The organism is Neomegalonema perideroedes DSM 15528 (genome assembly GCF_000374145.1).
Lineage (GTDB): Bacteria > Pseudomonadota > Alphaproteobacteria > Rhodobacterales > Rhodobacteraceae > Neomegalonema > Neomegalonema perideroedes.
Window position 1 is genome coordinate 255,832 of sequence record NZ_KB893653.1, and the last position, 24,767, is coordinate 280,598.

Here is a 24,767-nt window from a genome sequence, read left to right on the forward strand (position 1 = left end):
GCGTCGCGGGCGCAACGCGTCTTAACCTCATGTGGCCTTCAGGAGACAGACGCTCCCTCGCGAGGCGGACTCGCCGCACGCGCCATTGAAGCGGGCGCAACCAAACCTTTATCTTTCCCGACAAGCTCGCGACCCCCCGCAGGAGGAGCCTCTTATGATTCGTCAGATTCCGCGCTTCGCGCCGACCGCCTTCGCCGCCCTTCTCGCTTTCGGCGCCGCGCCCGCTTCCGCCCAGACCGCCGATCCTTCCGTCGACCTGATGCTGCAGGCGCTCGGCGCGGGCCTTCCGGCCTCGGCCGCGCCCCAGCTCGTGCAGAACGCCGACGTCTGCGCCTCGCGCGGCGGACAGATGATGGCCACCACCAGCGGCGCGCAGGTTTGCGTCGGCGGCGTGGCCGCTCCGGGCGCCGCCGCGCAGCTCGGCGCGGTTTCTCTGCCCGGCGTCGAGGCGATCCGCGTCGAATCCACCTCCATTCCCGGTCAGGGCGTGGTGCAGCAGCCGGTCGCCTTCACGGCGGTGCCGCCCTCGGTCGTGGTGACCTCGACCCAGACCGCGCCGATCGTTCAGGCCCCCGCGCCCGCCGCGATTCCGCAGCCTCCGGCTCAGGACGCCTTCGCGCCCCAGTTCGCCGCCCCCGCTCCGGCCTTCCAGCCGGTCCCGGCGCCGCAGCAATTCGCCGCCCCCGCCCCGGCTCCGCAATTCGCGGCTCCGGCCCCGCTTCCGGCGGCTCTGCCCTCCACGACCAGCGTGACGACCACCCAGAGCTTCGTCTCGCCGACCTATAGCGCCCCGACGGCTTCGGCGGGCTCCGAGGGCTTCGTGACGCTGAATCTGCAAGAGGATCCGGTCGCCTCCGCGGCTTGCCGCGAGCAGGGCGGAATCTCGGCCCATGCTCTGGACGGCCGCTTCCTCTGCCTGACCGGCGACATCTACCGGAGCCTCTCCGTTCCGGCGCAGCAGGTTCTGCCCGCCTCGATCGTCACGACGGCGCCCGCCGCCCAGTGATCCGGTCCTGATCCGGACTTTCTGAAGGGATCCGCCCGGAGCGGGAGGCGCGCCTCCCGCGCGGCCTGACGCCTTCGCGCCGCCTCTCAGGCGAAGAGGCGGCGGGGCGGAGTGATTCGCGAAAAGCCGCACGCCATGCGCGAACCCCTGTGGGGGAATCGCGCATGGGAACATTTTGATTCGCATTCGGAGAATAATTTTTCGAAACCTATCCGTAAGGATAGGGCTCGGAACGTTCTTTTGTGCGCCGCCGCATCCGTTGGAAGGCGGAATATTTTTTGTAATAAAAACAATTCGAATTGCGGCGTTTTCATGGTCGCCGCGACCTATTTTCACGTCTTGTCAAAACTTTCGCCTCAGACTCCATCCCTACGGATCAGCCGGGGGGGGTTGGCCTCTTCATCATTTTCCGCCCTACATGGAACGGCGGGTGACGAGAGCGCGAGCTTCATCAAGGAGTATGTGAATGTTCAAGAGGAATCCGGCGACGACTCTGGCTCTGGCGGCGGCCTTCGGTCTGGCGGCGGCGGCCCCGACTGTGGCCAACGAAGCCCTGAGCGGCGCGTTCGGCGGCGCCTCGGGTCTTTCGGACCTCCGGGTCTCCATCCAGCCGGCCTCTTCGGTGGTGGCGGCGGCCCCTATTTATAATCCTGCCCCTGCGCCGGGCGTCGGCTCCGCGCCGGTCTACACGCCTTCGGCCTCCTCCGCGGTCTACGCGGCGCCGGTGCGGGCGGCTTCCCCGACGACGAGCGGCTCGCCCTATCCGGGCCTGAACGTGGTGCCCGCCGATTCCATGGCGGCGCGCCCCTCCTCGACGCAGAAGCTCGACATGAGCGGCGCCGACGGCAGCCTGCGCGCCTGCTACGCCAACGGCGGCATGGCCCAGCAGTCCGGCGATCTCAGCTATTTCTGCAATTACGAGCCGGTTTCCGCCGAACCCTCGCCCTACATCACTCCGCCTGACGTGGAGACGGGCTACACCGGCACGAAGAACGCGCTCGACGCGACGATTCAGGATTGCATCGTGCGCGGCGGTTCGCTGGCGCAGCTGACCAATCAGAACTACGTCTGCGTGATGTGACCTCGGGCGGCCTCCGGGCCGCCTGCGCAGTTTCGCGCTCGCCCCTTCTCCGCGCCGGAGGAGGGGCTTTTTCCTGCGCTCACAGCGTCTTGAGATCCCGCGCCGGATCGGCCAGATCTGCGGGATCGGGGCTGCGGCCCTGCTCGATCCAGCGTTTGCCGGTCATATAGGCGCGGGCGTCGTTCAGGGCCTCGACGGCGATGAGCACGCCCTCGCGGAAGAGCCAGACCGCCTGAGAGCGTCCCGCGCCTTTGCGGATCACGGCCTGATCATAGCCGTAGGGCAGGCCCGCCGACTGCAATTTCACGTCGAACTGGTCGGACCAGAACCAAGGCGCCTGTTCGGTCGGGCGCGGCTGGCCGAGGATCGCGGCTGCGGCGATCTTGCCCTGATCTATGGCGTTCTGCACCGATTCCAGCCGCAGAGGCCCATAGCGCGGATCCTCGCGCTCGGCGCAATCGCCGATGGCGTAGATGGCCGGATCGCTCGTGCGGCAATCGGCGTCGGTGCGGATGCCGTTTTCGGTGCGCAGATCCGCTCCCCGCGCGAGATCCTGATTGGGCAGAGCCCCGATTCCCGCCACCACGAGATCCGCCTCCAACTCGGCCTCATGGATGCGGCGGACGTGATCCACCTCCACCCGCTCGACGGCGGCGCGCTGGACCCGGCCTTCGCCTTCAAGGGCGTGGAGCGTCTGGCGGAGGCGGATATGCACGCCCTCCGCTTCGTGGATCGCCTGAAGCGCCGCCGCCGTCTCGACGCTGGCCACCCGCGAGAGCAGCCGCTCCGAGCGATGGATCACCGCCGCCTCCATGCCGCGTCCGCGCAGAGCCGCCGCCGCCTCCAACCCGACGTAGCCGCCGCCGAGAATCACCGCCTTCGCCCCCGGACGGATCTCCGGCGCGAGTCGGTCGATGTCGGCCATGCCCCGGATCACATGGACGCCCTCCAGCCCGGCGCCCGGTCGATCCAGAGGCCGCGCCCGCGCGCCCGTCGCCAGAACCAAAGCCTCATAAGCGAGGGAGTCGCCGTCCTCCAGTCTGACGCGCCCGGCCTTGCGGTCGATCTCGACCGCCCGCGCCTTCAGGCGCAGATCGATTCCATGATCGGCGTAGAAGCTTTCCGGCTTGAGAAACAGCCGATCCCGCGCCATTGCGCCGAGGAGATAGGCCTTGGAGAGCGGCGGACGCTGATAAGGCGGCCAAGCCTCTTCGCCGAGCAAAGTCAGACGCCCCTTGAATCCGCCTTTGCGCAGGCTGTCGCAGAGCTGAAGCCCCGCCTGTCCCGCCCCCGCCACGACGATTGAATCCGGAACCATGATCATAACCCCGCCGCGTCAGGCCGCACGTTGGCGGGCTCGTCGATGCGCTTCATCTCATACCAGCGGCGCGGCGCTCCGCCTTCGCGGGGCGTGGCCACGAACCAGCGGCCTTGCTCATGCGCCAGATCATAGCAATGCGGGCGCGGCTCGTCGAAGCAGACTCCGGGGCCTTCCGCGCGCCAGGGCGCGGCCCATTGCGCGGCGGCTCCGGCGTAGGTGGCGCGTCCGTCCTCATAGAAGCGGAGGATTCCCTCGGTCCCGTCCGGCCGATATTCGACGATCTTGCGATGGCTCATCGCGCCGAGGATCTCGCCGGGCGCCAGAGCCCGCGTCCGGGCCAGATGCGGCGGAGGCGGCGCGCAGGCGCTCAGAAGGACGGAAAGGGCGAGGACCGCGCGCGCGGCCCTGCGACGAAGGAAGGTCATGAGCGGCGGCCTCTCCCTGAAATCAGCCCTCGACTTTTGCCGCTTGGGGCCGCAGGTTGCAAGGCCCCCGCTTTGGGGTAGGTTGGGAGGAGAAACCACATGGCCCAGATTCAAGAAGGCGACCGCCTGCCGGAGGCGACCTTCACGGTCATGACCGCCGAAGGCCCCAAGCCCGTGACGACGAAGGAGTTCTTCGGCGGACGCAAAGTGGCTTTCTTCGCGGCGCCCGGCGCCTTCACGCCCACCTGCGACAAGGCCCATCTGCCGAGCTACGTCGCCAACGTCGATAAATTCAAGGCCAAGGGAATCGACGAAGTGGCGGGCACCACCGTCAACGACGTCTTCGTGCTCGACGCATGGTCCAAAGCCAGCGGCGCCGACGGCAAGGTCGCGCTGCTCGCCGACGGCTCGGCGGCCTTCGCCAAGGCCATCGGCATGGATCTCGATCTGACCGCCCGCGGGCTTGGGGTGCGCTCCAAGCGCTACGCCATGCTGGTCGAGGACGGCGTGGTCAAAAAGCTGCTCGTCGAGGACGTCCCCAGCGAAGCGACCTGCTCCACGGGCGGCTTCCTGCTCGACCAGATCTGACCCCTGAGGGAGAAGCGCGCTCATGCTGCGTGATCCGGCCGCGCCGCCGCGCGGCTTGAGCGTCGGGCTCTTCGGCGGGTCTTTCGATCCGCCGCATGAGGGCCATCGTCTGGTGGTGGAGACGGCCATGCGCCGACTCCGCCTGAAGCGGCTGTGGGTTCTGGTCACGCCGGGGAATCCGCTGAAGCCGCGCCCGCCCGCCGATCTGGAGCGCCGCATCAAGGCTTGCCGCGCGCTGATGGCCGGGATTCCGGGCGTCTCGGTGACGGGAATCGAGGAGCGTCTCGGCGCGCGCTACAGCGCCGACACTCTGGCGCATCTGCAACGGCTTTATCCCCGCACCCGTTTCGTCTGGATCATGGGCGCCGACAACCTCGCCCAATTCCACAAATGGGAGGATTGGGATTGGATTCTCGAAAACTTCCCTCTGGCGGTGGTGGCGCGGCCGCAATCGGTGGTCAAGGCGGGGCTTTCGCCCGCCGTGCGGCGCTATGCTCAGGCGCGGCTCGCCGAGGGCGCGGCGCCGATGCTGCCTTTCCTCGCGCCGCCCGCTTGGGTTCTGCTGGCGCGCGGCCCGACCTCCAAGCTCTCCTCGACGGCGCTGCGCGCGGCGGGAAGCTGGCCCTGAGCCGCTTTATCTGAAGACCGGCGGAATCGGCTGGGGATTCAAGGCGCCTCTGTCGACGGGCGGAATCGGCTGAGGATTCAGCGCGGGCCAGAGGGCGGAGCCGGGAAGGCGCAGAGAATCCGGCTGTAAGGCGGGGCGCGCGGCGCGCTGATCCAAGGCGGGCGCCGTCACGACATGGCGAGGCCCCGGCGCGGGGGGCTGCTGCGCCGAAGCCGCAGCTGAAAAAGCGAGCGGCGCGGCCAGAGCCGCGACGGCGCCGAACAAGACCAAAATCCGAGACATGACGAATCTCCTGTCCATCCGAGGGGAGAGGCCGACCCCTCCGCGCAAACAACCCTGAGGGGAATTTGCGGCGGGAAAAAGACTCGCGCAGGGCGAAAATAAGAGCGCGCCCCCTCAGGAAGGCCCCCGCCGCTCAGAGCCTTTCGCCGTTGTTCAGCGGGCGGGGAGGAGCAGGGGAGCAGGCCCGCTCAGCGGCGGACGGGAGAATTTATCAAGCTGCTCATCTCTGAAAATCTCGGCTTTCGGCTCGATGAGGAGTCCTTCCCCGGCGCGCCAGGAAGGCTTGGGCGCAAGCTCGACGCCGCAGCAGGACGGACCCAGCTCTATGGAGCCGAAGGGAGGGGGGGAGCCGACGGAGCCGAAGGGAGAGGGGCCGAGGGGGGAGCCGGAGGCGTCGTAGGGGCTGATCGTGATGGGAGCCGGGCCGGAGGCGTAGGGGAAGGCGAGGGGAAGGGAACCCGGGACGTCGGGATTGGGCGGCGTCGGCTGAGGCTGTCCCACCACGACCGGCGGATCGCATTGGAGGCCGCCTTCAGGAGTCCATTTGCATTTGGTCTCCGCCAGAAGGGGGTCGACCCCGGGCAAGGAATCAGGCGGCGCCGGCTGAGGCTGTCCCGCCACGACCGGCGGATCGCATTGGAGGCCGCCTTCAGGAGTCCACTTGCATTTGGTCTCCGCCAGAAGGGGAGCCGCCCCGAACAACAGCGGTGCGGCGAAGGCTGCGCTCAAGGCGCGCGCGATCCAAAGGCGGGACATGTGAGGCTCCTGTAGAAGATTCGGCGGTTTGAAAACGCGCATCGCCGATTCATCTCCACTTTGGATGGAATCTGGACGAAAGGAAGGCCGTCCTGCGGCTTTAAAAGGGCCGCCTCCCCTCACCCCGGCAGATTCAGCTTTCGCCAGATGGCGTCCACGCGGGCTTTGGTCTCGGAATCCATGTCGAGCTTGCGGCCCCATTCGCGATTGGTCTCGCCTTCCCATTTATCGGTCGCGTCGAGGCCGATCTTCGAGCCCAGACCCGAAACCGGGGAGGCGAAATCGAGGTAGTCGATGGGGGTGTTCTCCAGCATGGTGATGTCCCGCGCGGGGTCCATGCGGGTCACGACGGCCCACCAGACGTCTTTCCAGTCGCGGGGGTCGATGTCCTCATCCACCACGATGACCCATTTGGTGTACATGAATTGCCGCAGGAAGCTCCAAGCCCCGAGCATCACGCGCTTGGCGTGGCCCGGATAGGCCTTGCGCATCTGGATCACCGCGATGCGGTAGCTGCAGCCTTCGGGCGGAAGCCAGAAATCGAGGATCTCGGGGAATTGGCCCTGCAACAGCGGGATGAAGACCTCGTTCAGCGCCTCGCCGAGGATGGCGGGCTCGTCGGGCGGGCGGCCCGTGTAGGTGGTCAGATAGATCGGCTTTTTGCGCATGGTGATCGCGCTGACGGTGAAGACCGGGAACTGCTCGACCGAATTGTAATAGCCGGTATGGTCGCCATAGGGGCCTTCAGGAGCGGTCTCGTCGAGGCTGACATGGCCTTCGAGCACGATCTCCGCCTGAGCCGGAACCTTCAGAGGCACCGTCTTGCAGGGGACCAGCTCCGCCGCTTTGCCGCGCAGCAAGCCCGCGAAGTGATATTCGCTCAGCGTGTCCGGCACCGGCGTCACGGCGGCGAGGATCACGCCGGGATCCGCGCCGATCACCGCCGCCGCAGGCAGAGGCTCGGGCCGCTCGGCCTTCCAGCGCCGATGGTGCTGCGCCCCGCCGCGATGCTTCAGCCAACGCATGATGAGCTTATTCTTGCCCAGCTTCTGCATCCGGTAGACGCCGAGGTTGAAATTATCCTCTTTGCCTTCGCCGGGGCCTTTGGTCACGACGAGGGGCCAAGTCACGAGCGGCGCGGGCTCGTCGGGCCAGCAGGTTTGGATGGGAATGCGGTCGAGGTCGATCTCGTCGCCTTGCAGGACCACCTCTTGCGTGGGGGCCGAGCCGCCGAGCAATCCGCCGCCGCCGATGGTCTTCGGCTTCATGCCGAGAACGGTCTTGGCGATGGGCAGCATGCCCATGGCCTCGCGCAGAGAGCCGGGCGGCTCGGGCTGACGCAGAAAGGCCAGCAATTCGCCGACTTCGCGCAGATCCCGGGCGGTGCGGCGCTCCTTGCCCCCGAGGGTCACCGCGCGGGCGACGCGCTCCACCGTGCCGAAGAGATTGGCCAGAACCGGCATCTCCGAGGGGCGTCCGTCGGCATGGACCGCGTTCTCGAAGAGCAGCGCCGGGCCGCCCGCATGCAGGACGCGCTTATGGATCTCGGTGATCTCGCGATCCAGAGACACCCGCTCGCGGATGCGGACCAATTGGCCTTTGGCCTCCAGACTCTCGAGGAAATCGCGCAGCGAGCCGTAAGCCATGAAAGCCTCCCTGATCGGAACCGGCCCGAGTCTTAGCGGGCTTAGCTCAGGAAGGGGAGGGGCGAGTTAAGCCGCCTTCTCCTGCGCGAGGGCCAAGAGGCTGGCGGCGGCCTCGCGGGCCTGAGGCGTGACGATCTCGCCCGCCAGCATGCGCGCCAATTCCTCCAGCCGCGCGACTCCGGTCAGAGCCTCGACCTCGGTGCGGGCGGAGAGGCCGTTTTCCGTCTCGACCAGCCTTTTGGAGATTCGCCAGTGATCGCGCGCCCGCGCCGCCACCTGCGGCGAATGAGTCACCGCCAGAGCCTGCCCCGCCTCGCCGATCTTCTGGAGACGGCGCCCCACGGCGTCGGCGGTGGCGCCGCCCACGCCGCTGTCGATTTCGTCGAAGATGAGGGTTTTCGGCTCCTCCGAAGAGGACAGCCGCGCCTTGATCGCCAGAAGGAAGCGCGCCAATTCGCCGCCCGAGGCGATCTTGTCCAAAGGCCCCGGACGCGAACCCGGATTGGTCGCCGCCTCGAAGCTCACGCGGTCCTGACCTTCGGATCCGGCGTGAGCGGGGTCGGATTCGATCTTCACCCGGAATTGCGCCCGCTCCATGCGCAGAGGCGCCAGCTCCTCGGCGACGGCCGCCGCCAGAGCCTCGCCCGCCTTCCGCCGCGCCGCGCTCAGCTCCCCGGCGGCGAGGGAATAGGCTTTGCGGGCCGCTTCGGCGGCGGCGGCCAAGGTCTGAAGCCGCTCCTCGCCCGCCGAGATGAAGGCCATCTTCGCCGCCAGAACCTCGCGGAGCTTCGGCAATTCCTCGACCTGAGTCTGATGTTTGCGCGCCAGCCCGCGCAGAGCGAAAAGCCGCTCCTCGGCCTCCTCCAGACGGCGCGGATCGAAAGCCAGAGATTCCAGAGCCCGATCCACCTCGCGGGCGGCCTCCGAAAGCTCGGTCAAAGCGCGGTCCAGAGCCGTCAGGGCCGGATCAAGCAGACCCTCGGCTTTGGGCGCGGCGCCCTCCAGCCAGCGGACGGCCTCGGCCATGCGCCCCTCCGCGCCCTGAGCCCCGAGAAGCTCGGCGGCTTTGGCCACGTCTCCGGCGATCTGCTCGGCGCGGCGCAGGCTGCGGCGCGTGACGTCGAGCGTCTCCTCCTCGCCGGGCTCGGGCGCGAGGTCGTCCAGTTCTTCAAGGGCGTGGGAGATGAAATCGACTTCGCGGCGGGCCTCGGTCAGAGCGGCTTCGGCTTCGCGGCGGGCGGCTTCGGCCTCGCTGCGGGCGCGCCAGAGCCGCCGGATCTCGGTCAGGCGCGCGGCGTTCCCGGCGTAGGCGTCGAGCAAATGGCGATGTCCGGCCGGATTCAGCAGGCCGCGCTCGTCGAATTGGCCATGGATCTCGACGAGCAGCCCCCCCGCCGCCTTGAGCGCCGTCAGGCTGGCGGGCTGATCGTTGAGGAAGGCGCGGCTGCGGCCCTCCGCCGAGATGGCGCGGCGCAGAATCAGCGGCTCGCCGGGCTCCCAGAGATAGCCCTGTTCCTCGGCCCAAGCCCGGACGGGATGGGTCTCGGGGATGTCGAATTCGGCCATGACCAGAGCCTGAGAAGCCCCGACCCGCAGGACCTCGGCCCCGCCCCGCGCGCCCAGAGCCAGCCCGAGCGCGTCCAGGAGAATGGATTTGCCCGCGCCGGTCTCGCCGGTCAGCGCGCCGAGACCTTCGCGAAAGCTCAGATCCAGCGCTTCGATCAGAACCACGTCGCGGATGACGAGCCGTCGGAGCATGGCCAGGCGGCCCCCGTAAGCATGTGAAGTTCAGGTCTGGAGCGCCGGGATTTCGGCGCTCCGGATCTTCATAGCCTCACGCGGCGGCGGCGAAAAGCGGGTTTCGTCTTTCGGTCGCCTTTTGATCGCTTTTCGGACCGGTCAGAGGATCTCGCCCTCGATCACCTGACGATAGATCCGGCGCAGCCATGAGCCCGAACCCATCTCCGGCGAGAGGCCCTGTCCCTGCAGCATGGCGTAAGAAGCCTGATACCACTCCGAACCGGGGTAGTTATGGCCCAGAACCGCCGCCGCCGAACGCGCCTCGCTCACCACGCCGAGGCGCAGATAGGATTCGACGAGGCGATGGAGCGCCTCGGGCACATGGGTCGAGCCCTGATGGTTCTCGACCACGTTGCGGAAGCGGTTGATCGCCGCGAGATAATCGCCGCGCGCCAGATAGAAGCGGCCGATCTCCATCTCCTTGCCCGCCAGATGGTCGCGCACGAGGTCGAGCTGAACCTGAGCCTCGCGGGCGTAGGGCGTGCCGGGATGACGGAGGATCACCTCTTCAAGGGCGGTCTGCGCCTCTTCGGTGACGGATTGGTCGCGGCCCACGTCCACGATGCGCTCGTAATAGGATTGCGCGATGAGATAGCGCGCATAAGCCGTCTCCGCGTCGCTCGGATAGAAATCGACGAAGCGGTCGGCGGCGAGGATGGCCTTGTCGTATTCCGCCGCCTCGAAGGAGGCGAAGGCCGACATGATCATGGCCCGCTTGGCGTAGGGCGAATAGGGATGCAGGCGCTCGACTTCGTCGAAGAGCGGGGCCGCGGCGCGATAGTTCTGCGCGTTCATCAGGGCCTCGGCGCGGCCGAAGATCGATTCGGGCGTTTCGCCGGGACGGGCGAGGCGGCTGTCTGCTCCGCTCGTGAACCAGCTTGCGGCGCCGTCATAGGCGTCGCGGGCGGTCTGGCAGCCGGCTAAGGCCGTCATGAGGAGGGCCGCGGCCCCAAGCTTCGCCACGGAACGCGCGCTGGAAGTTAGCGCCATGTGTCTCGCCTCCGGATCATCGGTTCTGAACGGGCTGAGCGCCCCAAGGGCCTAGGGAGCCGACCGACGCCCCGCGCCCGATCTTGCGCCCCAACCTCGCGCCCCAACCTCGCGCCGGAGCATAAACATCTCCTCTGCGCGCGTCGACTCCCGCGAAAATTCGCAGGCTGACTATACGGAGGAGCCCGTGGAGAGCCGGAGAAGCCCGTTCAGGCCGTGGCGCGCAGCCCGGCGGCGACCGGCGGAACGGCCTCCAGCGGCAGGCTCAGCGGCAGAGCGTCGGGCAGCACGGCCCCGCGCGCGCCCTCGACGCTCTCGAAGCGCCAGAGATGCGGCGCCGCGAACAGCGCGCGCAGAAGGCGGTTGGTCATGTCGTGGCCGGCCTTCTCGCCGACGTAGCGCCCGAGGATCGGCGCGCCCGCCAGAGCCAGATCGCCCACGGCGTCGAGCATCTTATGGCGCACGAATTCGTCGGACCAGCGCAGCCCGCCCGGATTCAGCACCCGGCCGCCGTCCACCACCACGGCGTTCTCCAGCGAGCCGCCGCGGGTCAGGCCCATTTCGCGCAGCTTCTCGATCTCGAAGAGCCGGCCGAAAGTGCGGGCCGCGGCCAGCTCCTCGACGAAGGCGTCTCCCGTGAGGTCGAGCGCGATCTCCTGACGTCCGATGGCCGGATCTGGGAATTCGATCATGAAGCGGCCCTCGAAGCGGGCGCAGGGCTCCAGCCGGGCGAGCTTGTCCTCATGCCGGACCTCGACGGGCGCGAGGATGCGGATCGCCTGCAAAGGGGCGTCGGCCTCGCTCAGGCCCGCCGCGAGGATCGCCTCGACGAAGGGGCGCGAGCCGCCGTCCATGATGGGGACCTCCGGGCCGTCGATCTCGACGAGGACGTCGTCCACGCCGCAGCCCGCGAGGGCCGCCATGAGATGCTCCACCGTGCCGACGCTTCCGCCATGGGCGTTGGTCAGCTTGGTGCAGAGCCGCGTGTCGGTCACGAGGTCGTAGCGGGCGGGGATGAAGGCGGCCTCGCCGGTCAGGTCGCGGCGATGGACGACGTATCCGGTTTCGGGCGCGGAGGGGCGGAGGGTCAGACGAGCGGGCGCGCCGCTATGCACGCCCACGCCCTGCAGATGGATAGGCCGCTTCAAGCTCCGCCGCATGATCTCGATCCCTCGTCCGTGACGCCGTTTCCGGTCTTGTTCATGGAGCAGGATGCCTTTGACCAAAGGCCAAGACAAATCACGGATCATGTCGAAATATGACAGGATCCGCGAGGAGACGCGCAAAGGGATGGGGTCAGCGCTTGCGGAAGGCGTCGAGGCTGACGACCTGACCCTCGCCGGGCGCGGCGGGGCCGGGCGAAGGAGAAGGCGGCTCGGGATCCTCCTCGAAAGCGGAGTCGGGATCCTCGTCGTCGTCGGTGGCCGGGATCTCGAAGCCGAATTTCGCCGAAGGATCGACGAAGCGCGTCAGGGCCTGCAACGGCACGACGATGGTCTCGGGGACGTCGTCGAAGTTCAGGCCCACGGAGAAGCGATCTGAGGCTACGGCCAGATCCCAGAACTCGTTCTGAAGGACGATGGTGATCTCTTCGGCGTATTGCGCCTTCACGCGCGCGGACATCACCACGCCCGGATGATCCGTCCGAAAGGAGATGTAGAAATGCGTCTCGCCCTGAAGGCCGTATTCGGCGGCCTGCGCGAGGATCCGACGCGCCACGCCTAAAAAGGCGTCGCGCATGATCTCCCTGTAGTTCAGCGTGTCCCCGCTCATGACTCCTCCGGGAGCTTCGTTCTGCGCTCCTGATCTTTCACCGATGAGCGGACGACGCAAACGAAAACGCGCTCGGCGGCGCTTCCCGGGGATTCTGTCGCATTTGCGCCGCGCCCGACCGTGGTCTGAGGAGGTCGGGCGCGGGGTTCGGGCTTAGAAATTCGCGATGGCGTCGAAGTCGATCTTCTCGGCGTAGGCGCGTTTCTCCTCAAGGGAGGCGGAGCCGCCGACGGTCACGAGGGCGCGGTTGGCCACGACGATCTGAAATTCGCCCTCGCTGGTCTCCAGACCGCGATGACGTCCGAAGCGGGCGCTTTTGCCCATGGAGGCGGTCATCTGCGGGCTGCTCATGATGGCCGCGAACTGCGTCACCATGGGCGAATCCAGGATCAGGGCGACCTCGACGTTGTCGCGGGATCCGGTCTTGACGTATTCGCGCGAGACGGTGGTTCCGCCGCCGAACATCGCGGCGGCCACGCCCATGCCGGAGGCCTCGGCGTCTTCGGCGGTCCAGCCGTCGAAGGCGGCGGGCAGAACCTCGGCGAGGGTGGCGGCGCGCTGCTCGGAGATCAGCTGGGAAGCCGTGTCGAGGGAGAATTTCGTCTCGACCAGATCGCCCGCCTCATAGGCTTCGAGCGCGGCCTGAATGGCGTCCTTCACGTCGTCGGCGAAGGCGGCGGGCGGGGCGGCGAGCAGAACGGCGGCGATCACAGCGGCGGCGGGTTTCAAACGCATGGACCTCAGACTCCTGAAACGTGAAGAGGCGCTTCGCCCTCGAAGGGCGAGGCGCCGGATCAGGCCGGAGCTTAGCACAAGATGCCCGTCAGGGGAAATCCCGCCCGAAAATCTCCTTTAACGTGCGTTAACCCTGTGGTCTCGCCCCGCGCAGCGGCGCGGGCGCCCCAGCCTTTGCTGGGTCGCGCGCTTGGTCCGAAAAGTCTTTCAAACTTTTCGGATCGCGCTTCAGGCGCCCCGGGCCACGGCGCGGGCGCCGATGTCGCGGCGATGGAAGCCCTCGGGCCAGTCGATGAGGTCCACGGCGGCGTAGGCGCGCTTTTGCGCTTCGGCGGCGGTCGCGCCCGAGGCGACGACGCTCAGCACGCGCCCGCCCTCGGCGATCAGGCGCGCCTCCTCGCGTTTGGCGCCGGCGAGGAAGACCAGAGCCCCCGAAGCCTCCGCCCGCCCGACGCCCCGGATCTCGCTGCTGCGGACGTAGTCGCCGGGATAGCCCTTGGCCGCCATGACCACCGCAAGGCAGGTCTCAGGGCTCCAGGACAGCGAGATCTCGCTCAGCCGCCCCTCGGCGACCGCCAGAAGCGCGGGCAGCAGATCCGACTCGAGGCGCGGCATGAGCGCCTGACATTCCGGATCGCCGAAACGGGCGTTGATCTCGATGAGGCTCGGCTCGCCCGCTTCGATCATCAGCCCCGCGAAGATCACTCCGCGATAGGGCGTCCCGCGCCGCGCCATCTCGCGGGCGATGGGGCGGATGATGCGCGCCATGGCGCGCTCCGTGACGGCCTCGTCCAGCACGGGGGCGGGCGAATAGGCGCCCATGCCGCCGGTGTTGGGGCCTTGGTCGCCGTCATAGGCGCGCTTATGGTCCTGAGCCCCCGCGAGGGGAACGGCCGTCTCGCCGTCCACGAGGGCGAAGAGGCTGGCCTCCTCGCCGGTCAGCACCTGCTCGACCACCACCTCGGGCTTGCCGAAGCCGCCGCCGAAGATATGCCGGAGGGCCTCTTCCGCCTCGTCGAGCGTGGCGGCCACGGTCACGCCTTTGCCCGCGGCCAGCCCGTCGGCTTTGACGACGATGGGCGCGCCTTCCGCCCTCACGTAATCCAGAGCGGGATCCAGAGCCTCGAAGCGCCGCCAGCGGGCGGTCGGGGCGCCGCAGGCGTCGCAGACCTCTTTGGTGAAGCTCTTGGAGATCTCCAGTTGGGCCGCCGCGCGGCTCGGGCCGAAGACGCGGAAGCCCGCCGCCGTCAGGCGATCCGAAACCCCCGCCTCCAGGGGCGCCTCGGGGCCGATCACGATCAGGTCGAGCTTCTCGGCGCGGGCGAAGGCCTCGACCGCCTTCGGGTCCAGCGGATTCACCGCGGCGGAGGCGACGCCCTCCGGCAGAGAGGCGCCGTTCGCGCTGCGCCAAAGCTTCGTGAGCAGGGGGCTTTGCGCCAATTTCCAGCAAAGAGCGTTTTCGCGGCCTCCGCCGCCCAGCATCAGAACCCGCATGTCTCGCCCTTTCTCTCGCTCTACGCCGTCGGGAGGGGCTTAAAGCCTTCCGGCTTCGCGCGCCAGAGCGGGAGGCGGGATGCGCTTCAAGACCGCAGGTTCAAGCCTCCAGCCTCATGCGGAGGTTGGGGAAGGGAAGGCCTTCGTCGTTCAGCTCGCGGCGGAGGATCTCCTGAAAGCCGAGGCGCTCGTAGAATCCGCGCGCGGAGGCGTTTTGCGCATAGACCTCAAGCTCCAGCCGCCCCTTGAGCCTCAGGGCGCGGGCGACCAGAGCCCGCCCGATTCCGCGTCCTTGCGCCGAGGGATCCACGAAGAGGCCGCCGATGAAGTCGTCGATCAGCCCGATGAAGCCCACAGGCTCGTCGGAACGCAGCGCCACCCAATTCTCCGCCTGAGGGAGATAAACCTCTTCGATCAGTTTGTGCTGTTCGCGCAGACGCGCCTCGCCGAGGAAGCCATGGGCCCGCCGCGAGGCCTCGAACCAAATCGCCGAAAGCGGCTCCAGATCGGCGGGCTCATAGGGGCGGATGAGGAGAGTCATAGCGGGTCTATGTCGCCTTCGGCCCAGCGGGCGCGGGTCTCGGCGGCGAATTCCGCGAGGCTCCCCGCCTCGATGGCCGCCCGGATTCCCCGCATGAGATCCTGATAATAGGTCAGATTATGCTGGGTCACGAGCATGGAGGAGAGGATTTCCCCCGTCTTATAGAGATGATGATGATAGGCCCGGCTGAAGTCGCGGCAGGCCGGGCAGGCGCAATCCTCGTCGATGGGACGGCGGTCGGCCTTATGGCGGGCGTTCTTGACGTTGAGCGGCCCGCGCCGGGTGAAGGCCTGTCCGTTGCGGCCCGAGCGGGTCGGCAGGACGCAATCGAACATGTCGATTCCGCGCTCCACCGCGCCGAGGATGTCGTCCGGCTTGCCGACGCCCATCAGATAGCGCGGCTTGTCCTCCGGCAGCATCCCGGCGCAGAAATCGAGGGTGGAGAACATCAGCTCCTGACCCTCGCCCACCGCCAGACCGCCCACGGCGTAGCCCTCGAAGCCGATCTCGGTCAGGGCCTTCGAGGATTCTTCGCGGAGATCCTTATGGACCGAGCCTTGTTGAATCCCAAACAGCGCATGGCCGGGCCGGTCGCCGAAGGCCTCGCGCGAGCGCTTCGCCCAGCGCATCGACAGCCGCATGGAGGAGGCCGCGCCCGCCTCGTCGATGGGCCAGGGGGCGCATTCGTCGAAGGCCATGACGATGTCCGAGCCGAGCTTGCGCTGAATCTCCATGGAGGTCTCGGGGCTGAGCATATGCTCCGAGCCGTCGACATGGCTGCGGAAGCGCACGCCTGATTCGTCCAGCTTGCGCAGCCCCGCCAGAGACATCACCTGATAGCCCCCCGAATCGGTCAGGATGGGCCGGGGCCAGTTCATGAACTCATGCAGCCCCCCGAGCTTCTCCATCAGATCCGCGCCCGGCCGCAGCATCAGATGGTAAGTATTGCCGAGCAGGATCTCGGCGCCGGTCGCGCGCACCTCCTCGGGGCGCATGGCCTTGACCGTCGCCGCCGTGCCGACCGGCATGAAGGCGGGGGTCTCGATGGAGCCGCGCGGCGAATCGACGCGTCCGCGCCGGGCGGCGCCGTCGCGCGCGAGCAGGGTGAAGCGAAAGGCCGCAGAGGTCATCTTGGTGGTTCGCTCCGTTTTCGGAAAAGGCCGGGTTTCAGAATGGGACCGGGCTTGCTAACATGGCGCCGCCCGCCGATCCCACCGCCCCCTCCATACGATGCGGGAGGACGCGGCGAAAGGGCGAAGGGCGTTTTTCAGGATGGGGAAGGCTCCGGGGAGGGAGGACCCTCGATCAGGCGTGGAGGCGCGAGCGGCTTATGAGCCTCGCCATGGATCTGGCTGAAGTCTGGGATGAGGCGGAGGCGCGGCGCGGCCGCCGCTGGGCCTATCCCGAGCTTGACGCGCCCGCGACCGCTCTGGTCGTGGTGGGCCTGACGCGCGGACTTCTCCAGCAGGCGCCGCATGCGCAGGGCGCGCTGGCGCGGCTCGGGGCCCTCGCGGAGACGCTGCGGCTGGTGGGCGGCAGGACGCTCTGGGCGCGGCCCGACGATTCCCCGGTTCCGCCCGGCCTCGCTCTGACTCTGGGCGCGGCGCGCGCGACGGCGGAGCAAGACGAATTCGCCCCCGAGGCGCCTCGGCGCGCGGGGGATCTGGCGGTGCGGGCCCGTCCGCCGAGCCTCTTTTATCCTGGCGCGAGCCTCGCGCCCCATCTGCTGCGCGACGCGGGGATCTCCACGCTGATCTTCGCGGGAGGGCTCACGCATCTGGAGGTGGAATCCTCGCTGCGGGACGCCGTCTGCGCCGGATTTCAATGCGTCGTGGCGGCGGATTGCTGCCTCGACCGCGCGCCGGAGGCCCATTTGGCCTCGCTGCGGGCGATGCACCGCGGCTTCGCCGACGTGCGGCCTGCTCAGGATCTGGCGACGCTTTTGCGGCGCAACTTCGGCATGAGCCTGCATGACGTGGAGGACGTCAACGAAGCGGCGGCCTCCGTGGTGGCGGCTTCGGCGGCGGCCTTGCCCTTCGCGCCCCAGCTCGGGCGGCCGGCGGAGAAGTCCGAGGCCCCCGCGCTCAAAGGCCCGGAGATCAAAGCGGCGGAGAAACTCGGCGCGCGGATCGCCGCCGCTTGGGCGGGAGAGACGCCCGCCGCGCCGCCCGCCGCCGCGCCTGCGGAGCGTCCGGCCCGCCCGCAGCCCGCTTTGGCCCCGATGGCCGCGCGGGCGGCGGGAGCCGCCGCCGCCGCGGTTCGGACCGCTCCGCCGCCTGAAGAGCCGCAGGAGGAGTCCGACGAGGAGCCTTCGATGGAGGCCATTCTCGCGGCGATTCTGGAATCCCGCGAATTCCAGAGGGCGAGCGAGGTTCTGGCCGCGGATCGGACGGAGGATTCGGAAGAAGCGCCCGCCGAATCCCGGGAGGCCCCCCGGGAGGCGCGCCGCGCTTTCGGGCCTCAGGCCGGCGCCATGGACGAAGCCGCCGCAGCTCCCTATATTCCTCTGGAGAATCTCCTCGCATCGGAACCGGATCCGTCCAAGCCATGACCGAGTCCATAGACCGCTCCGAAACCGCCGCCCGCTCCGAGGAGGAGGCGCGCGAAGCTTCTCAGAAGGACGCCGCGGCGATCTCGGAGGAGATCCCCGAGGGCGTGCCGCTGATCTCGCCCTCCAGCGTCGAGCATCCGCTCTTCCCGGAGATCGAGGCGGCTCTGCGCACCATCTACGATCCCGAGATTCCGGTGAACATCTATGATCTCGGACTGGTCTACTCCATCCGCGTCGACGCGGAGGGCGTGGTTCGGATCGAGATGACGCTCACGGCGCCGGGCTGTCCGGTGGCCGGAGAAATGCCCGGCTGGGTGGTCGACGCCGTCGAGCCCCTGCCGGGGGTCAAGCAGGCCGAGGTCGAATTGGTCTGGGATCCGCCATGGACCATGGACCGCCTCACCGACGAGGCGAAGCTTGAATTGGGCTATTTGTAAGGAGGCGCGCCATGAGCTTCATGATTCCCGGAAAAGCCTTCCTCACCCTGACGCCCCGCGCCATGAAGCGCATCCGCGCCATGGCCGAGGAGAAAGGCGTCTACGCTTTGCGCCTCGGCGTGAAGAAGGGCGGCTGCGCGGGCATGGAATACGTCATGGAGGAGGCTTCCGAGCGCAAGCCCGGCGAAGAGCTGATCGAGCAGGAGGGCGCCCGGGTGCTGGTTTCGCCCATGGCGGCCATGTTCCTGCTCGGCTGCGAGGTGGATTATGAGACGGGCCTTCTGGAGTCCGGCTTCAAATTCCGCAATCCCAACGTGGTGGACAGCTGCGGCTGCGGCGAATCGGTGAAATTCGCCGGACAACCCGAGCCCGCCGACGGCGATATTCAGGATTGCGGCCGTTGAAGGCCCGCCCTTTCTGAAGAGCCCCGGACGCCGCCCCGCAAGAGGCGGCGTTTTTATTTCGCCGTCAAGATTCTGAAAAACATAAGGATTTTTCTGAAAACGCCTCCGTCGCCCTTGAAAGGCGGGCCTATCCTTCCGATTTACGCCAAACGAAGGTCGGCGAAGCTCCGTCGGCGCGACGAGACAAGTTCAGCAGGGAGGATTTCACCATGAAAGGCGCAGCGCTTTGGCTTTTGGGAGTTCCGATCCCCATCATCATCCTGCTCTACGTCTTCTTCTTCAACTAAGAGCAGGCGAGGGGCCGCGCGGGCGGGAAGTCCGGCGGCCTTTTCGTTTTTAGGCCTCAGGCGGCTGAGGATGGGCCTTGGCCACGGCGTCCAGAGCCTGAAGCCGCTCCAGCAGCGCTTCGATCTTGTCGAGCCGCACCATATTCGGGCCGTCCGAGGGGGCCTTGTCGGGGTCTTGATGGGTCTCGATGAAGAGCCCCGCCACCACCCCCGTCGCCAGAGCCGCCCGCGCCAGAGTCTCGACGAAGCGCCGCTCGCCGCCGCTGGAGCCGCCTTGTCCGCCGGGCTGCTGCACGGAATGGGTGGCGTCGAAGATCACCGGCGCGCCGATCCCGGCCAGAATCGGCAGAGCCCGCATGTCGGAGACCAGCGTGTTATAGCCGAAGGAGACGCCGCGCTCGGTGGCCAGCACGTTGGGATTGCCCGATTCCGCGATCTTGGCCACCACGTTGCGCATGTCCCAGGGCGCGAGGAACTGGCCCTTCTTGACGTTGACCACCTTGCCCGTGCGGGCGGCGGCGATCAGAAGATCCGTCTGACGGCAGAGGAAGGCCGGAATCTGGAGCACGTCCACATGAGGCGCGACCTCGGCGCATTGCGCTTCGGCATGGACGTCGGTCAGCACCGGCAGGCCGAGGCTCGCGCGGATCTCGTCGAAAATCGGGAGGGCCGCCTCCAGCCCCACGCCGCGCCTGCCGCTGAGAGAGGTGCGGTTGGCCTTGTCGAAGCTCGATTTATAGACCAGCCCGATTCCCAGCCTGCCGCAGATCTCCTTGAGCGCGCCCGCCATGTCGAGGGCGTGCTGACGGGATTCGAGCTGGCAAGGCCCGGCGATGAGCGCGAAAGGCGCGGCGGCGTCGAAGAGGACGCCGCCCGCCGCGACGCGTGAGGAGAGAGGGCTCATAGGGGACTCCCGGGACGACAGGGGGCTTCGGATGGACTGGCATGAAGCACGGCCGCGCCGCCTGCGTCCAGAGCCCCGAAGCCGTCGTCTGGTCAGGAGGGCGGCTTCAGCGCCAGACGGGCGGCCCGGCGCGCCCTCTTGGCGGCGAGGGCCTCCGCTTTGGCGAGGCGTTGCGCCTCCTCGGCGGCTTCGCGCTCGGCTTTGGCTTTGATCCCCTCCTCGCGGGCTTCGTCGCGCTCCATGAGCAGGCGGTGGATCTCCTCCATGCCCGCCGAGGCCCCCTGTTCGTTCAGCGAGAGCGTCATATAGGAGAGGGCGGTTTCATATTGCGTTTCGGCGTGGCCGAGGATGCGCGCGAAATAGGGCGCTTTGGTCATGGGCGGGGCGAAAGCCTCCATGCAGGCCTCGGCGTAGAAGGCCCGCAGCGCCTTGAGCGTTAGAGTCGGATGCGGCGGCCAGCGCATGGCGATGGGCGGATATTCCCGCAAGAGCTTGTTGAAGGGCGGATTCACCGCCGAATTCAGCTTGGCCGGAGTCATCTCGGCCCAGCGCGCGCCCTCGCGGTCGGCGCGGAGCCGCGCGAAGGCGTCGAGGATCCGCGCGGCGGGGGCGAGAACCGGAATCACATAGCTCTTGCCGAACATGGTGCCTTCGGCGCCGCGGGTCTTGGCCTGCCCCGAGAACTCGACGAGCCATTTCTGCCGGACCCGCACGCCCGAAGGCAAAGCGGAATCCACGGGGGCGAAATCGCCGAATTTCAGCACCTCGACGAAGCGGCGCCCCGTCAGGCCCATCAGCCCGAGGGCGAGGAAGCGGGCGTCCGTCGAATCGAGCATGCGGGTCAGCTCGGCGAGGATCTCGCGCCAACCGCTCACCCGCGCGAGATGGCGGTTGGAGCCGTCCACCGTCTGGCGGTAATCCTCGTTGACGGCGGCGACCATCTCGCGCTCGATGCGGACCTCCTCGAAGACGGCCTCCAGAATCTGAGGGGCGACTCCGGCCTCTTCGAGCGCCCGGCGCAAAGGCGCCCGGAAGCGCGAGCCGTAAAGCTTCTGCGTGGCGGGGGTCTTATTGCGGAATTGATCGCGCTCGCGGCCCCAGCGGACGACCAGCTTGCGCCGCCAGTCCTTGACGGGCTTGGGCGTCAGCAGCTTCAGCGCGTCGCGGATGAAGATCTCCACCGCCTCCGCCAGAGCGTAATGGCGCAGAGGCGGCGGAGCGGCGGGGCGCTTGGCGATTCGAGGGGCGCTTCTGGGCGCGGCTTTGGCGGTCGTCCGGGCCTTCCGGACCTGCGGAGCGGCGGGAGTCGGGGCGGGCCCGGGGGCTTCGACGGCGCGGGGCTTGCGGGGCTTCGCGGCCTTGGGCGGCGCCGAGGCTTCAGGATCGGACATGCGGCCTCGCGCCTCCTGAGGATTAAGCATACGGGATTCCGTTGCGGCGATCTTAGATTAAACGTTCGGGAAACACGCGTCGATTCAAAGCCAGCGCCGCACGCGCGCCAGATAGGCGGGCGCCTGATCGGGGAAGCGCGCCAGAAGCCGCCCCTCCTCCTCGCGGATGAAGCGCTTGTCGATCAGCGCCGCGAAGCCGAAGGGAATCAGGAGCGCGGGCGGCGCGCCGAGGATCAATCCCCAGCCGAGCAGAATCAGGAGCATCCCGAGATAGATCGGATTGCGGCTGAAGCCGAAGATTCCGGTCGTCAGCAGCTTGTCCGGATCGTTGCGGGGCATGATCGGCGTGGCCGCGAGCAGGAATTGCGGCGCCGCGAGAAAGATCGCGCCCGCGCCGAGGAGCATCGCCAGCCAGCCCCAAAGGTCGGCGTCGAAGCGCCAGGGCGTCCAAAGGGCGATCAGCAGCATCGTCAGGCCCGAAAGCGCCATCCAGACAGGCGGAAGATCAAGACGCCGCAACATGGCGGACTCCTTTTCGTCAAAGGCGCTCCGGCGCGGAACGCCTGAGAATTCAAACTTCTGGAGGCCGAGGGCGCAAGCGTCGCGTCTTGCGGGCCTCAGCCTCTCCCGAATCTCCGGCCCGGCCCCGCTAGAGGACTTCGCCCCCATGGACAGGGCCGCGAACCCATGTTAGAGCGCAATCCGCTCCGCCGCAGAAGAGGTCGCAGGCGATCTTACGCGAAAGCGCGGCGGGCGAGGGCTTGGAGCTTCGGCCATATCCCCCATATGGGGCCGAAGGCCGCTCCGGGCGCGTTCGAACGGGCGTGGAGGGCCTGAAATGCGAATGGTCTTGCGAAAGGAGTCGCGACGAGCCGCACGCCGTCTCGCTTGACCTTTGGTTCTGGTCCCGCCGCACCATTCGTCGCTCTGGGAGCCCGCCCATGAACGCCTCCGCCGCCGCCTCGCTTCCCGCCTCCTCCGCGCCTTCCGAAGCGCCTTTGCTCGACATCCGCCGCGAGACCCCCGAGGATCTCGCCGAGGTGGAGTATCTGCTCGACACCTGTTTCGCGCCGGGCCGCACGGCCTTGTCCTCCTATCGTCTGCGCGACGACGTGGAGCCTCTGCGCGAATTCTGCCTCGTGGCCCGCGACGAACAGCGGAGCCTCGTCTCCTGCATCCGTTATTGGCCGGTGCGGGTGGGCGAGGCGGGGTCTCCGGCGCTGCTGCTCGGGCCGGTGGCCACCCATCCGACGCGCCAGGGCGAGGGGCTCGGGGCCATGCTGATTCTGCGCAGCCTGCGCATGGCGAGGGAGGCGGGATGGACCCGCGTGATCCTCGTGGGCGACGAGCCTTATTACCGGAAATTCGGCTTCACGCGCGAGGTCGCGCTGAACATCTCCTATCCGCCGCCGGTGAATCCCGCGCGGCTGCTGGCGAAGGAGCTGAAGCCCGGCGCCATGGCGGAGATCTCGGGCATGGTCCGCAAATGGACCCCCGAAAATCCAGCCGAGGCGCCTCCTGAAGCCCCGGCCTGAAGCTCCGGCTAAATCCGGCCTCACGGGGCGCGCCGCTTCTCCTCCACGACCTCCCTCCCCATCGCGGCCTTTCGCGGGCCTTGTCATCGAGTTCGGACCATGTTTTCCGACCCGGCCCATCTGGCCGCCTTTTTCGCTCTGGCGGCGGCTTTCTGCTGGTCCGTCTCTCCGCTGCTGGCGGCGGGCGCCAATTCTTATCTGGGCGGGATCGGCTTCTCGCGGGTCCGCACTTATTGCGCCTTGGCGATTCTCGCGCTGATGTCGCTCTGGACGGGCGGCTGGAGCCAGATGCAGGGCTGGCAGATCCGCGATCTGACGCTCTCGGGGCTGATCGGCGTCTTCATCGGCGACACGCTGCTCTTCGCGAGCATGGCGATTCTCGGGCCGCGCCGCTCGGGGCTGCTCTTTTCGACTCACGCCGCCATGACCGCCGCCCTCGCCGGAATCTTCCTCGGCGAGCGGCTGACGGCTCCGGTCTGGGCGGGAATCGCCCTTGTGACGGGCGGCGTGATGCTCGCCACCTTCTACGGCAAGAGCCGCGACAACGCCCATGCCTGGGAGGCGAACGCCGGCGCCGTGAGCCTCGGCGTGGCCCTGGGGCTGCTCTCGGCTTTGGGGCAGGCGGTGGGGGCGGCCATCGTCAAGCCCGCCATGGACGCGGGCGCCGATCCCGTCGCGGGCTCGACTTTGCGCATGGCGGCGGCGGCGGTCTGCCATCTGGCGGCTTTTCTGATCTGGCCGAAATTCACGGCTCTGCGCAATCCGCTGACGCCGAAGATCTTCGCGCGGGTTCTGCTCGTCTCGCTGATCGCCATGTGCCTCGGCATGACCTTCTTTCTGGAGGCTCTGGCTCATGGCGAGGCCGGATGGGTCTCGGTGCTCTCGACCCTCTCGACCATTCTGATTCTGCCGCTGCTCTGGATCTTCTTCAAAAAGCCGCCGCCTTTCGGGGCTTGGGTCGGCGCGGGGGTCGGCGTGGCGGGGACGGCGCTGATTCTCCTCAACGTGGGCGGATGATTTGGCGCCGAGGTCAGGCGCGGCTTGTCGGGTTTGGGGCCGGGTGCTAGCTTCGGGTCCGGTCGAGGCTGCGAAAGGCGGGCTGATGGAGCGGGCGGGTCTGAAAGAGCGAACCCCGGAGGGCCGCGCGTGAGCGCCTACGCCGCCCGCCTGCCTAAGGCGGATCTCCGCTTGCGCCTTGAAGGCGCGGTGGAGCCTGAGCTCGCCGTCGCGCTGGCCGAGCGCCATGGCCTCGCGCCGGAGATCGAAACGGGCTCCTCCATCGGCAGAGTCGCGGATTTCGCCGCCCGCATGCAGGCGCGTCTCGTCGGGCTGATCACGGCCGAGGATTTCCACGCCGCCGCCGCCGCCGCTCTGGAGCGCGCTTTCGAGGGCCGCGTGCGCCATGTGGAGATGGCGCTGACGCCGCAGCTCCATCTGCCGCGCGGCGTGGCCTTCGCGGCCATGCTCGAAGGGATCGCGGCGGCCTTCCGCGAGGCCCGCGCGCGCGGCCAGACGACCCGGCTGCTGCTCGCCTTCCGGCGCGAGTTCTCCGAGGAGGAGGGTTTCGAGATTCTGACCGCCGCTGAGCCGTTCCTCGCCGATTTCATCGGGGTGGCGCTGACGGGGCCGGAGTTCGGACAGCCGCCGCAGAAATTCGCCCGGCTCTTCGCCCGCGCCCGCGAGATGGGCCTCAAGCTCACCTGCGACGCCGGACAGGACGGCCCGCCCGAATATGTGCGTCAGGCGGCGGTGGATCTCGACGTGGACCGCATCGACCATGGCGACGCCGCCGCCGAATTCCCGGCGCTCATGCGCGAGATCGTCGAGCGGCGGGAGACTTTGGTGTTGCGTCCTTCGGCGAATCTGGCTCTGGGGCTGCTGGATTCGGCGAGCGCCCATCCGCTGCGGACGCTGACCGGGGCGGGCGTCAGCGTGACCCTCGCCAGCGGAGATCCCGCCTGGTTCGGCGACCTCAACGCCAATTACGCGCTGCTCGCCGAGGAGCTGGCGCTCTCGAAATCCGAGATCCTCAAGCTCGCGCGCACCAGCTTCGAAGCGGCCTTCCTCACCGAAGAGGAGCGCGAGGCCCATCTGGCGGCTCTGGCCGAGGCGGCCTGAAGCGACAAAGCCTGAATCGACAAGGCCCGCCTCCGGGAAAGAGACGGGCCTCGCCGCAGTCTTGGCGGGAAAGG

26 protein-coding genes are annotated in these 24,767 nt (G+C 68.1%); 10 read left to right on the plus strand and 16 right to left on the minus strand.

Annotated features, from left to right (window positions below; genetic code table 11):
* Nucleotides 1–154: 154 nt before the first annotated feature.
* The gene (locus tag B161_RS0101155; RefSeq protein ID WP_026310108.1) at nucleotides 155–1,006 is read left to right on the plus strand and encodes a hypothetical protein; all 852 of its coding nucleotides are present in this window, start codon (nucleotides 155–157) and stop codon (nucleotides 1,004–1,006) included.
* 466 nt (nucleotides 1,007–1,472) lie between these two features.
* Nucleotides 1,473–2,087 carry a hypothetical protein gene (locus tag B161_RS16140; RefSeq protein ID WP_040788888.1) on the plus strand — a complete coding sequence of 205 codons (615 nt, stop codon included), beginning with the start codon at nucleotides 1,473–1,475 and terminating at the stop codon, nucleotides 2,085–2,087.
* Nucleotides 2,088–2,166: 79 nt separating this feature from the next.
* On the opposite strand, the gene B161_RS0101165 is transcribed toward B161_RS16140, so the two are convergent.
* Together B161_RS0101165 and B161_RS0101170 are read right to left on the minus strand one after the other, a co-directional pair.
* Nucleotides 2,167–3,405: an NAD(P)/FAD-dependent oxidoreductase gene (locus tag B161_RS0101165; RefSeq protein WP_040789013.1), complete on the minus strand. Its 1,239-nt coding sequence runs from the start codon at nucleotides 3,403–3,405 to the stop codon at nucleotides 2,167–2,169.
* 2 nt (nucleotides 3,406–3,407) lie between these two features.
* The gene (locus tag B161_RS0101170; protein ID WP_018631511.1) at nucleotides 3,408–3,833 is read right to left on the minus strand and encodes a hypothetical protein; all 426 of its coding nucleotides are present in this window, start codon (nucleotides 3,831–3,833) and stop codon (nucleotides 3,408–3,410) included.
* Nucleotides 3,834–3,932: 99 nt separating this feature from the next.
* On the opposite strand from B161_RS0101170, the gene B161_RS0101175 reads away from it, so the two are divergent.
* Both B161_RS0101175 and B161_RS0101180 read left to right on the plus strand, forming a co-directional pair.
* Entirely contained in the window at nucleotides 3,933–4,421 is a 489-nt protein-coding gene (locus B161_RS0101175; protein ID WP_018631512.1) for a peroxiredoxin, read from the plus strand.
* Between the two features lie 55 nt (nucleotides 4,422–4,476).
* A complete protein-coding gene (locus tag B161_RS0101180) occupies nucleotides 4,477–5,049 on the plus strand; it encodes a nicotinate-nucleotide adenylyltransferase (RefSeq protein WP_026310109.1) in 573 nt (190 codons plus the stop codon).
* A gap of 6 nt (nucleotides 5,050–5,055) precedes the next feature.
* Here B161_RS0101180 and B161_RS0101185 read toward each other — a convergent pair whose 3' ends face one another.
* The 11 genes from B161_RS0101185 to tgt form a co-directional block, all read right to left on the minus strand.
* Complete coding sequence (locus B161_RS0101185; protein WP_018631514.1) at nucleotides 5,056–5,331, minus strand: hypothetical protein; 276 nt, start codon at nucleotides 5,329–5,331, stop codon at nucleotides 5,056–5,058.
* A gap of 153 nt (nucleotides 5,332–5,484) precedes the next feature.
* The gene (locus B161_RS0101190; RefSeq protein ID WP_026310110.1) at nucleotides 5,485–6,087 is read right to left on the minus strand and encodes a hypothetical protein; all 603 of its coding nucleotides are present in this window, start codon (nucleotides 6,085–6,087) and stop codon (nucleotides 5,485–5,487) included.
* A 119-nt stretch (nucleotides 6,088–6,206) separates the two neighbouring features.
* Entirely contained in the window at nucleotides 6,207–7,733 is a 1,527-nt protein-coding gene (locus B161_RS0101195; RefSeq protein ID WP_018631515.1) for a UbiD family decarboxylase, read from the minus strand.
* 66 nt (nucleotides 7,734–7,799) lie between these two features.
* On the minus strand, nucleotides 7,800–9,491 hold the full coding sequence (gene recN / locus B161_RS0101200) for a DNA repair protein RecN (protein ID WP_018631516.1): 1,692 nt from the start codon (nucleotides 9,489–9,491) through the stop codon (nucleotides 7,800–7,802).
* Between the two features lie 141 nt (nucleotides 9,492–9,632).
* Complete coding sequence (locus B161_RS0101205; RefSeq protein ID WP_018631517.1) at nucleotides 9,633–10,523, minus strand: outer membrane protein assembly factor BamD; 891 nt, start codon at nucleotides 10,521–10,523, stop codon at nucleotides 9,633–9,635.
* A 209-nt stretch (nucleotides 10,524–10,732) separates the two neighbouring features.
* Nucleotides 10,733–11,683 carry a UDP-3-O-acyl-N-acetylglucosamine deacetylase gene (gene lpxC / locus B161_RS16145; RefSeq protein ID WP_051085725.1) on the minus strand — a complete coding sequence of 317 codons (951 nt, stop codon included), beginning with the start codon at nucleotides 11,681–11,683 and terminating at the stop codon, nucleotides 10,733–10,735.
* A 136-nt stretch (nucleotides 11,684–11,819) separates the two neighbouring features.
* A complete protein-coding gene (locus tag B161_RS0101215; protein ID WP_018631520.1) occupies nucleotides 11,820–12,296 on the minus strand; it encodes an SspB family protein in 477 nt (158 codons plus the stop codon).
* 153 nt (nucleotides 12,297–12,449) lie between these two features.
* A complete protein-coding gene (locus tag B161_RS18420; protein WP_018631522.1) occupies nucleotides 12,450–13,031 on the minus strand; it encodes a hypothetical protein in 582 nt (193 codons plus the stop codon).
* A gap of 228 nt (nucleotides 13,032–13,259) precedes the next feature.
* A complete protein-coding gene (gene purD / locus B161_RS0101225; RefSeq protein ID WP_018631523.1) occupies nucleotides 13,260–14,525 on the minus strand; it encodes a phosphoribosylamine--glycine ligase in 1,266 nt (421 codons plus the stop codon).
* A 100-nt stretch (nucleotides 14,526–14,625) separates the two neighbouring features.
* Nucleotides 14,626–15,066, minus strand: a complete 441-nt coding sequence (locus B161_RS0101230; protein WP_018631525.1) for a GNAT family N-acetyltransferase — start codon at nucleotides 15,064–15,066, stop codon at nucleotides 14,626–14,628.
* Complete coding sequence (gene tgt / locus B161_RS0101235) at nucleotides 15,063–16,196, minus strand: tRNA guanosine(34) transglycosylase Tgt (RefSeq protein ID WP_018631527.1); 1,134 nt, start codon at nucleotides 16,194–16,196, stop codon at nucleotides 15,063–15,065. Before tgt ends, B161_RS0101230 begins: the two co-directional genes overlap by 4 nt.
* A gap of 200 nt (nucleotides 16,197–16,396) precedes the next feature.
* On the opposite strand from tgt, the gene B161_RS18425 reads away from it, so the two are divergent.
* The 3 genes from B161_RS18425 to B161_RS0101250 are packed head-to-tail and all read left to right on the plus strand — an operon-like array spanning nucleotide 16,397 to nucleotide 18,458.
* Entirely contained in the window at nucleotides 16,397–17,617 is a 1,221-nt protein-coding gene (locus B161_RS18425) for a cysteine hydrolase family protein (protein WP_018631529.1), read from the plus strand.
* On the plus strand, nucleotides 17,614–18,054 hold the full coding sequence (locus tag B161_RS0101245; RefSeq protein WP_018631531.1) for a DUF59 domain-containing protein: 441 nt from the start codon (nucleotides 17,614–17,616) through the stop codon (nucleotides 18,052–18,054). Before B161_RS18425 ends, B161_RS0101245 begins: the two co-directional genes overlap by 4 nt.
* An 11-nt stretch (nucleotides 18,055–18,065) precedes the next feature.
* Complete coding sequence (locus B161_RS0101250; protein WP_018631532.1) at nucleotides 18,066–18,458, plus strand: HesB/IscA family protein; 393 nt, start codon at nucleotides 18,066–18,068, stop codon at nucleotides 18,456–18,458.
* A 336-nt stretch (nucleotides 18,459–18,794) separates the two neighbouring features.
* On the opposite strand, the gene kdsA is transcribed toward B161_RS0101250, so the two are convergent.
* From kdsA to B161_RS16165, 3 genes are all read right to left on the minus strand, one after another.
* Entirely contained in the window at nucleotides 18,795–19,649 is an 855-nt protein-coding gene (kdsA, locus tag B161_RS0101260; RefSeq protein WP_018631535.1) for a 3-deoxy-8-phosphooctulonate synthase, read from the minus strand.
* A 92-nt stretch (nucleotides 19,650–19,741) separates the two neighbouring features.
* The gene (locus B161_RS18430) at nucleotides 19,742–21,040 is read right to left on the minus strand and encodes a protelomerase family protein (RefSeq protein WP_018631536.1); all 1,299 of its coding nucleotides are present in this window, start codon (nucleotides 21,038–21,040) and stop codon (nucleotides 19,742–19,744) included.
* A gap of 84 nt (nucleotides 21,041–21,124) precedes the next feature.
* Nucleotides 21,125–21,562 carry a methyltransferase family protein gene (locus B161_RS16165; protein WP_018631537.1) on the minus strand — a complete coding sequence of 146 codons (438 nt, stop codon included), beginning with the start codon at nucleotides 21,560–21,562 and terminating at the stop codon, nucleotides 21,125–21,127.
* A 419-nt stretch (nucleotides 21,563–21,981) separates the two neighbouring features.
* On the opposite strand from B161_RS16165, the gene B161_RS0101275 reads away from it, so the two are divergent.
* The 3 genes from B161_RS0101275 (at nucleotide 21,982) to add (ending at nucleotide 24,693) form a co-directional block, all read left to right on the plus strand.
* Nucleotides 21,982–22,575 carry a GNAT family N-acetyltransferase gene (locus tag B161_RS0101275; RefSeq protein WP_018631538.1) on the plus strand — a complete coding sequence of 198 codons (594 nt, stop codon included), beginning with the start codon at nucleotides 21,982–21,984 and terminating at the stop codon, nucleotides 22,573–22,575.
* Between the two features lie 99 nt (nucleotides 22,576–22,674).
* Nucleotides 22,675–23,592: a DMT family transporter gene (locus B161_RS0101280; RefSeq protein WP_018631539.1), complete on the plus strand. Its 918-nt coding sequence runs from the start codon at nucleotides 22,675–22,677 to the stop codon at nucleotides 23,590–23,592.
* Between the two features lie 129 nt (nucleotides 23,593–23,721).
* On the plus strand, nucleotides 23,722–24,693 hold the full coding sequence (add, locus tag B161_RS0101285; RefSeq protein ID WP_018631540.1) for an adenosine deaminase: 972 nt from the start codon (nucleotides 23,722–23,724) through the stop codon (nucleotides 24,691–24,693).
* The last annotated feature ends 74 nt before the right edge of the window (nucleotides 24,694–24,767 follow it).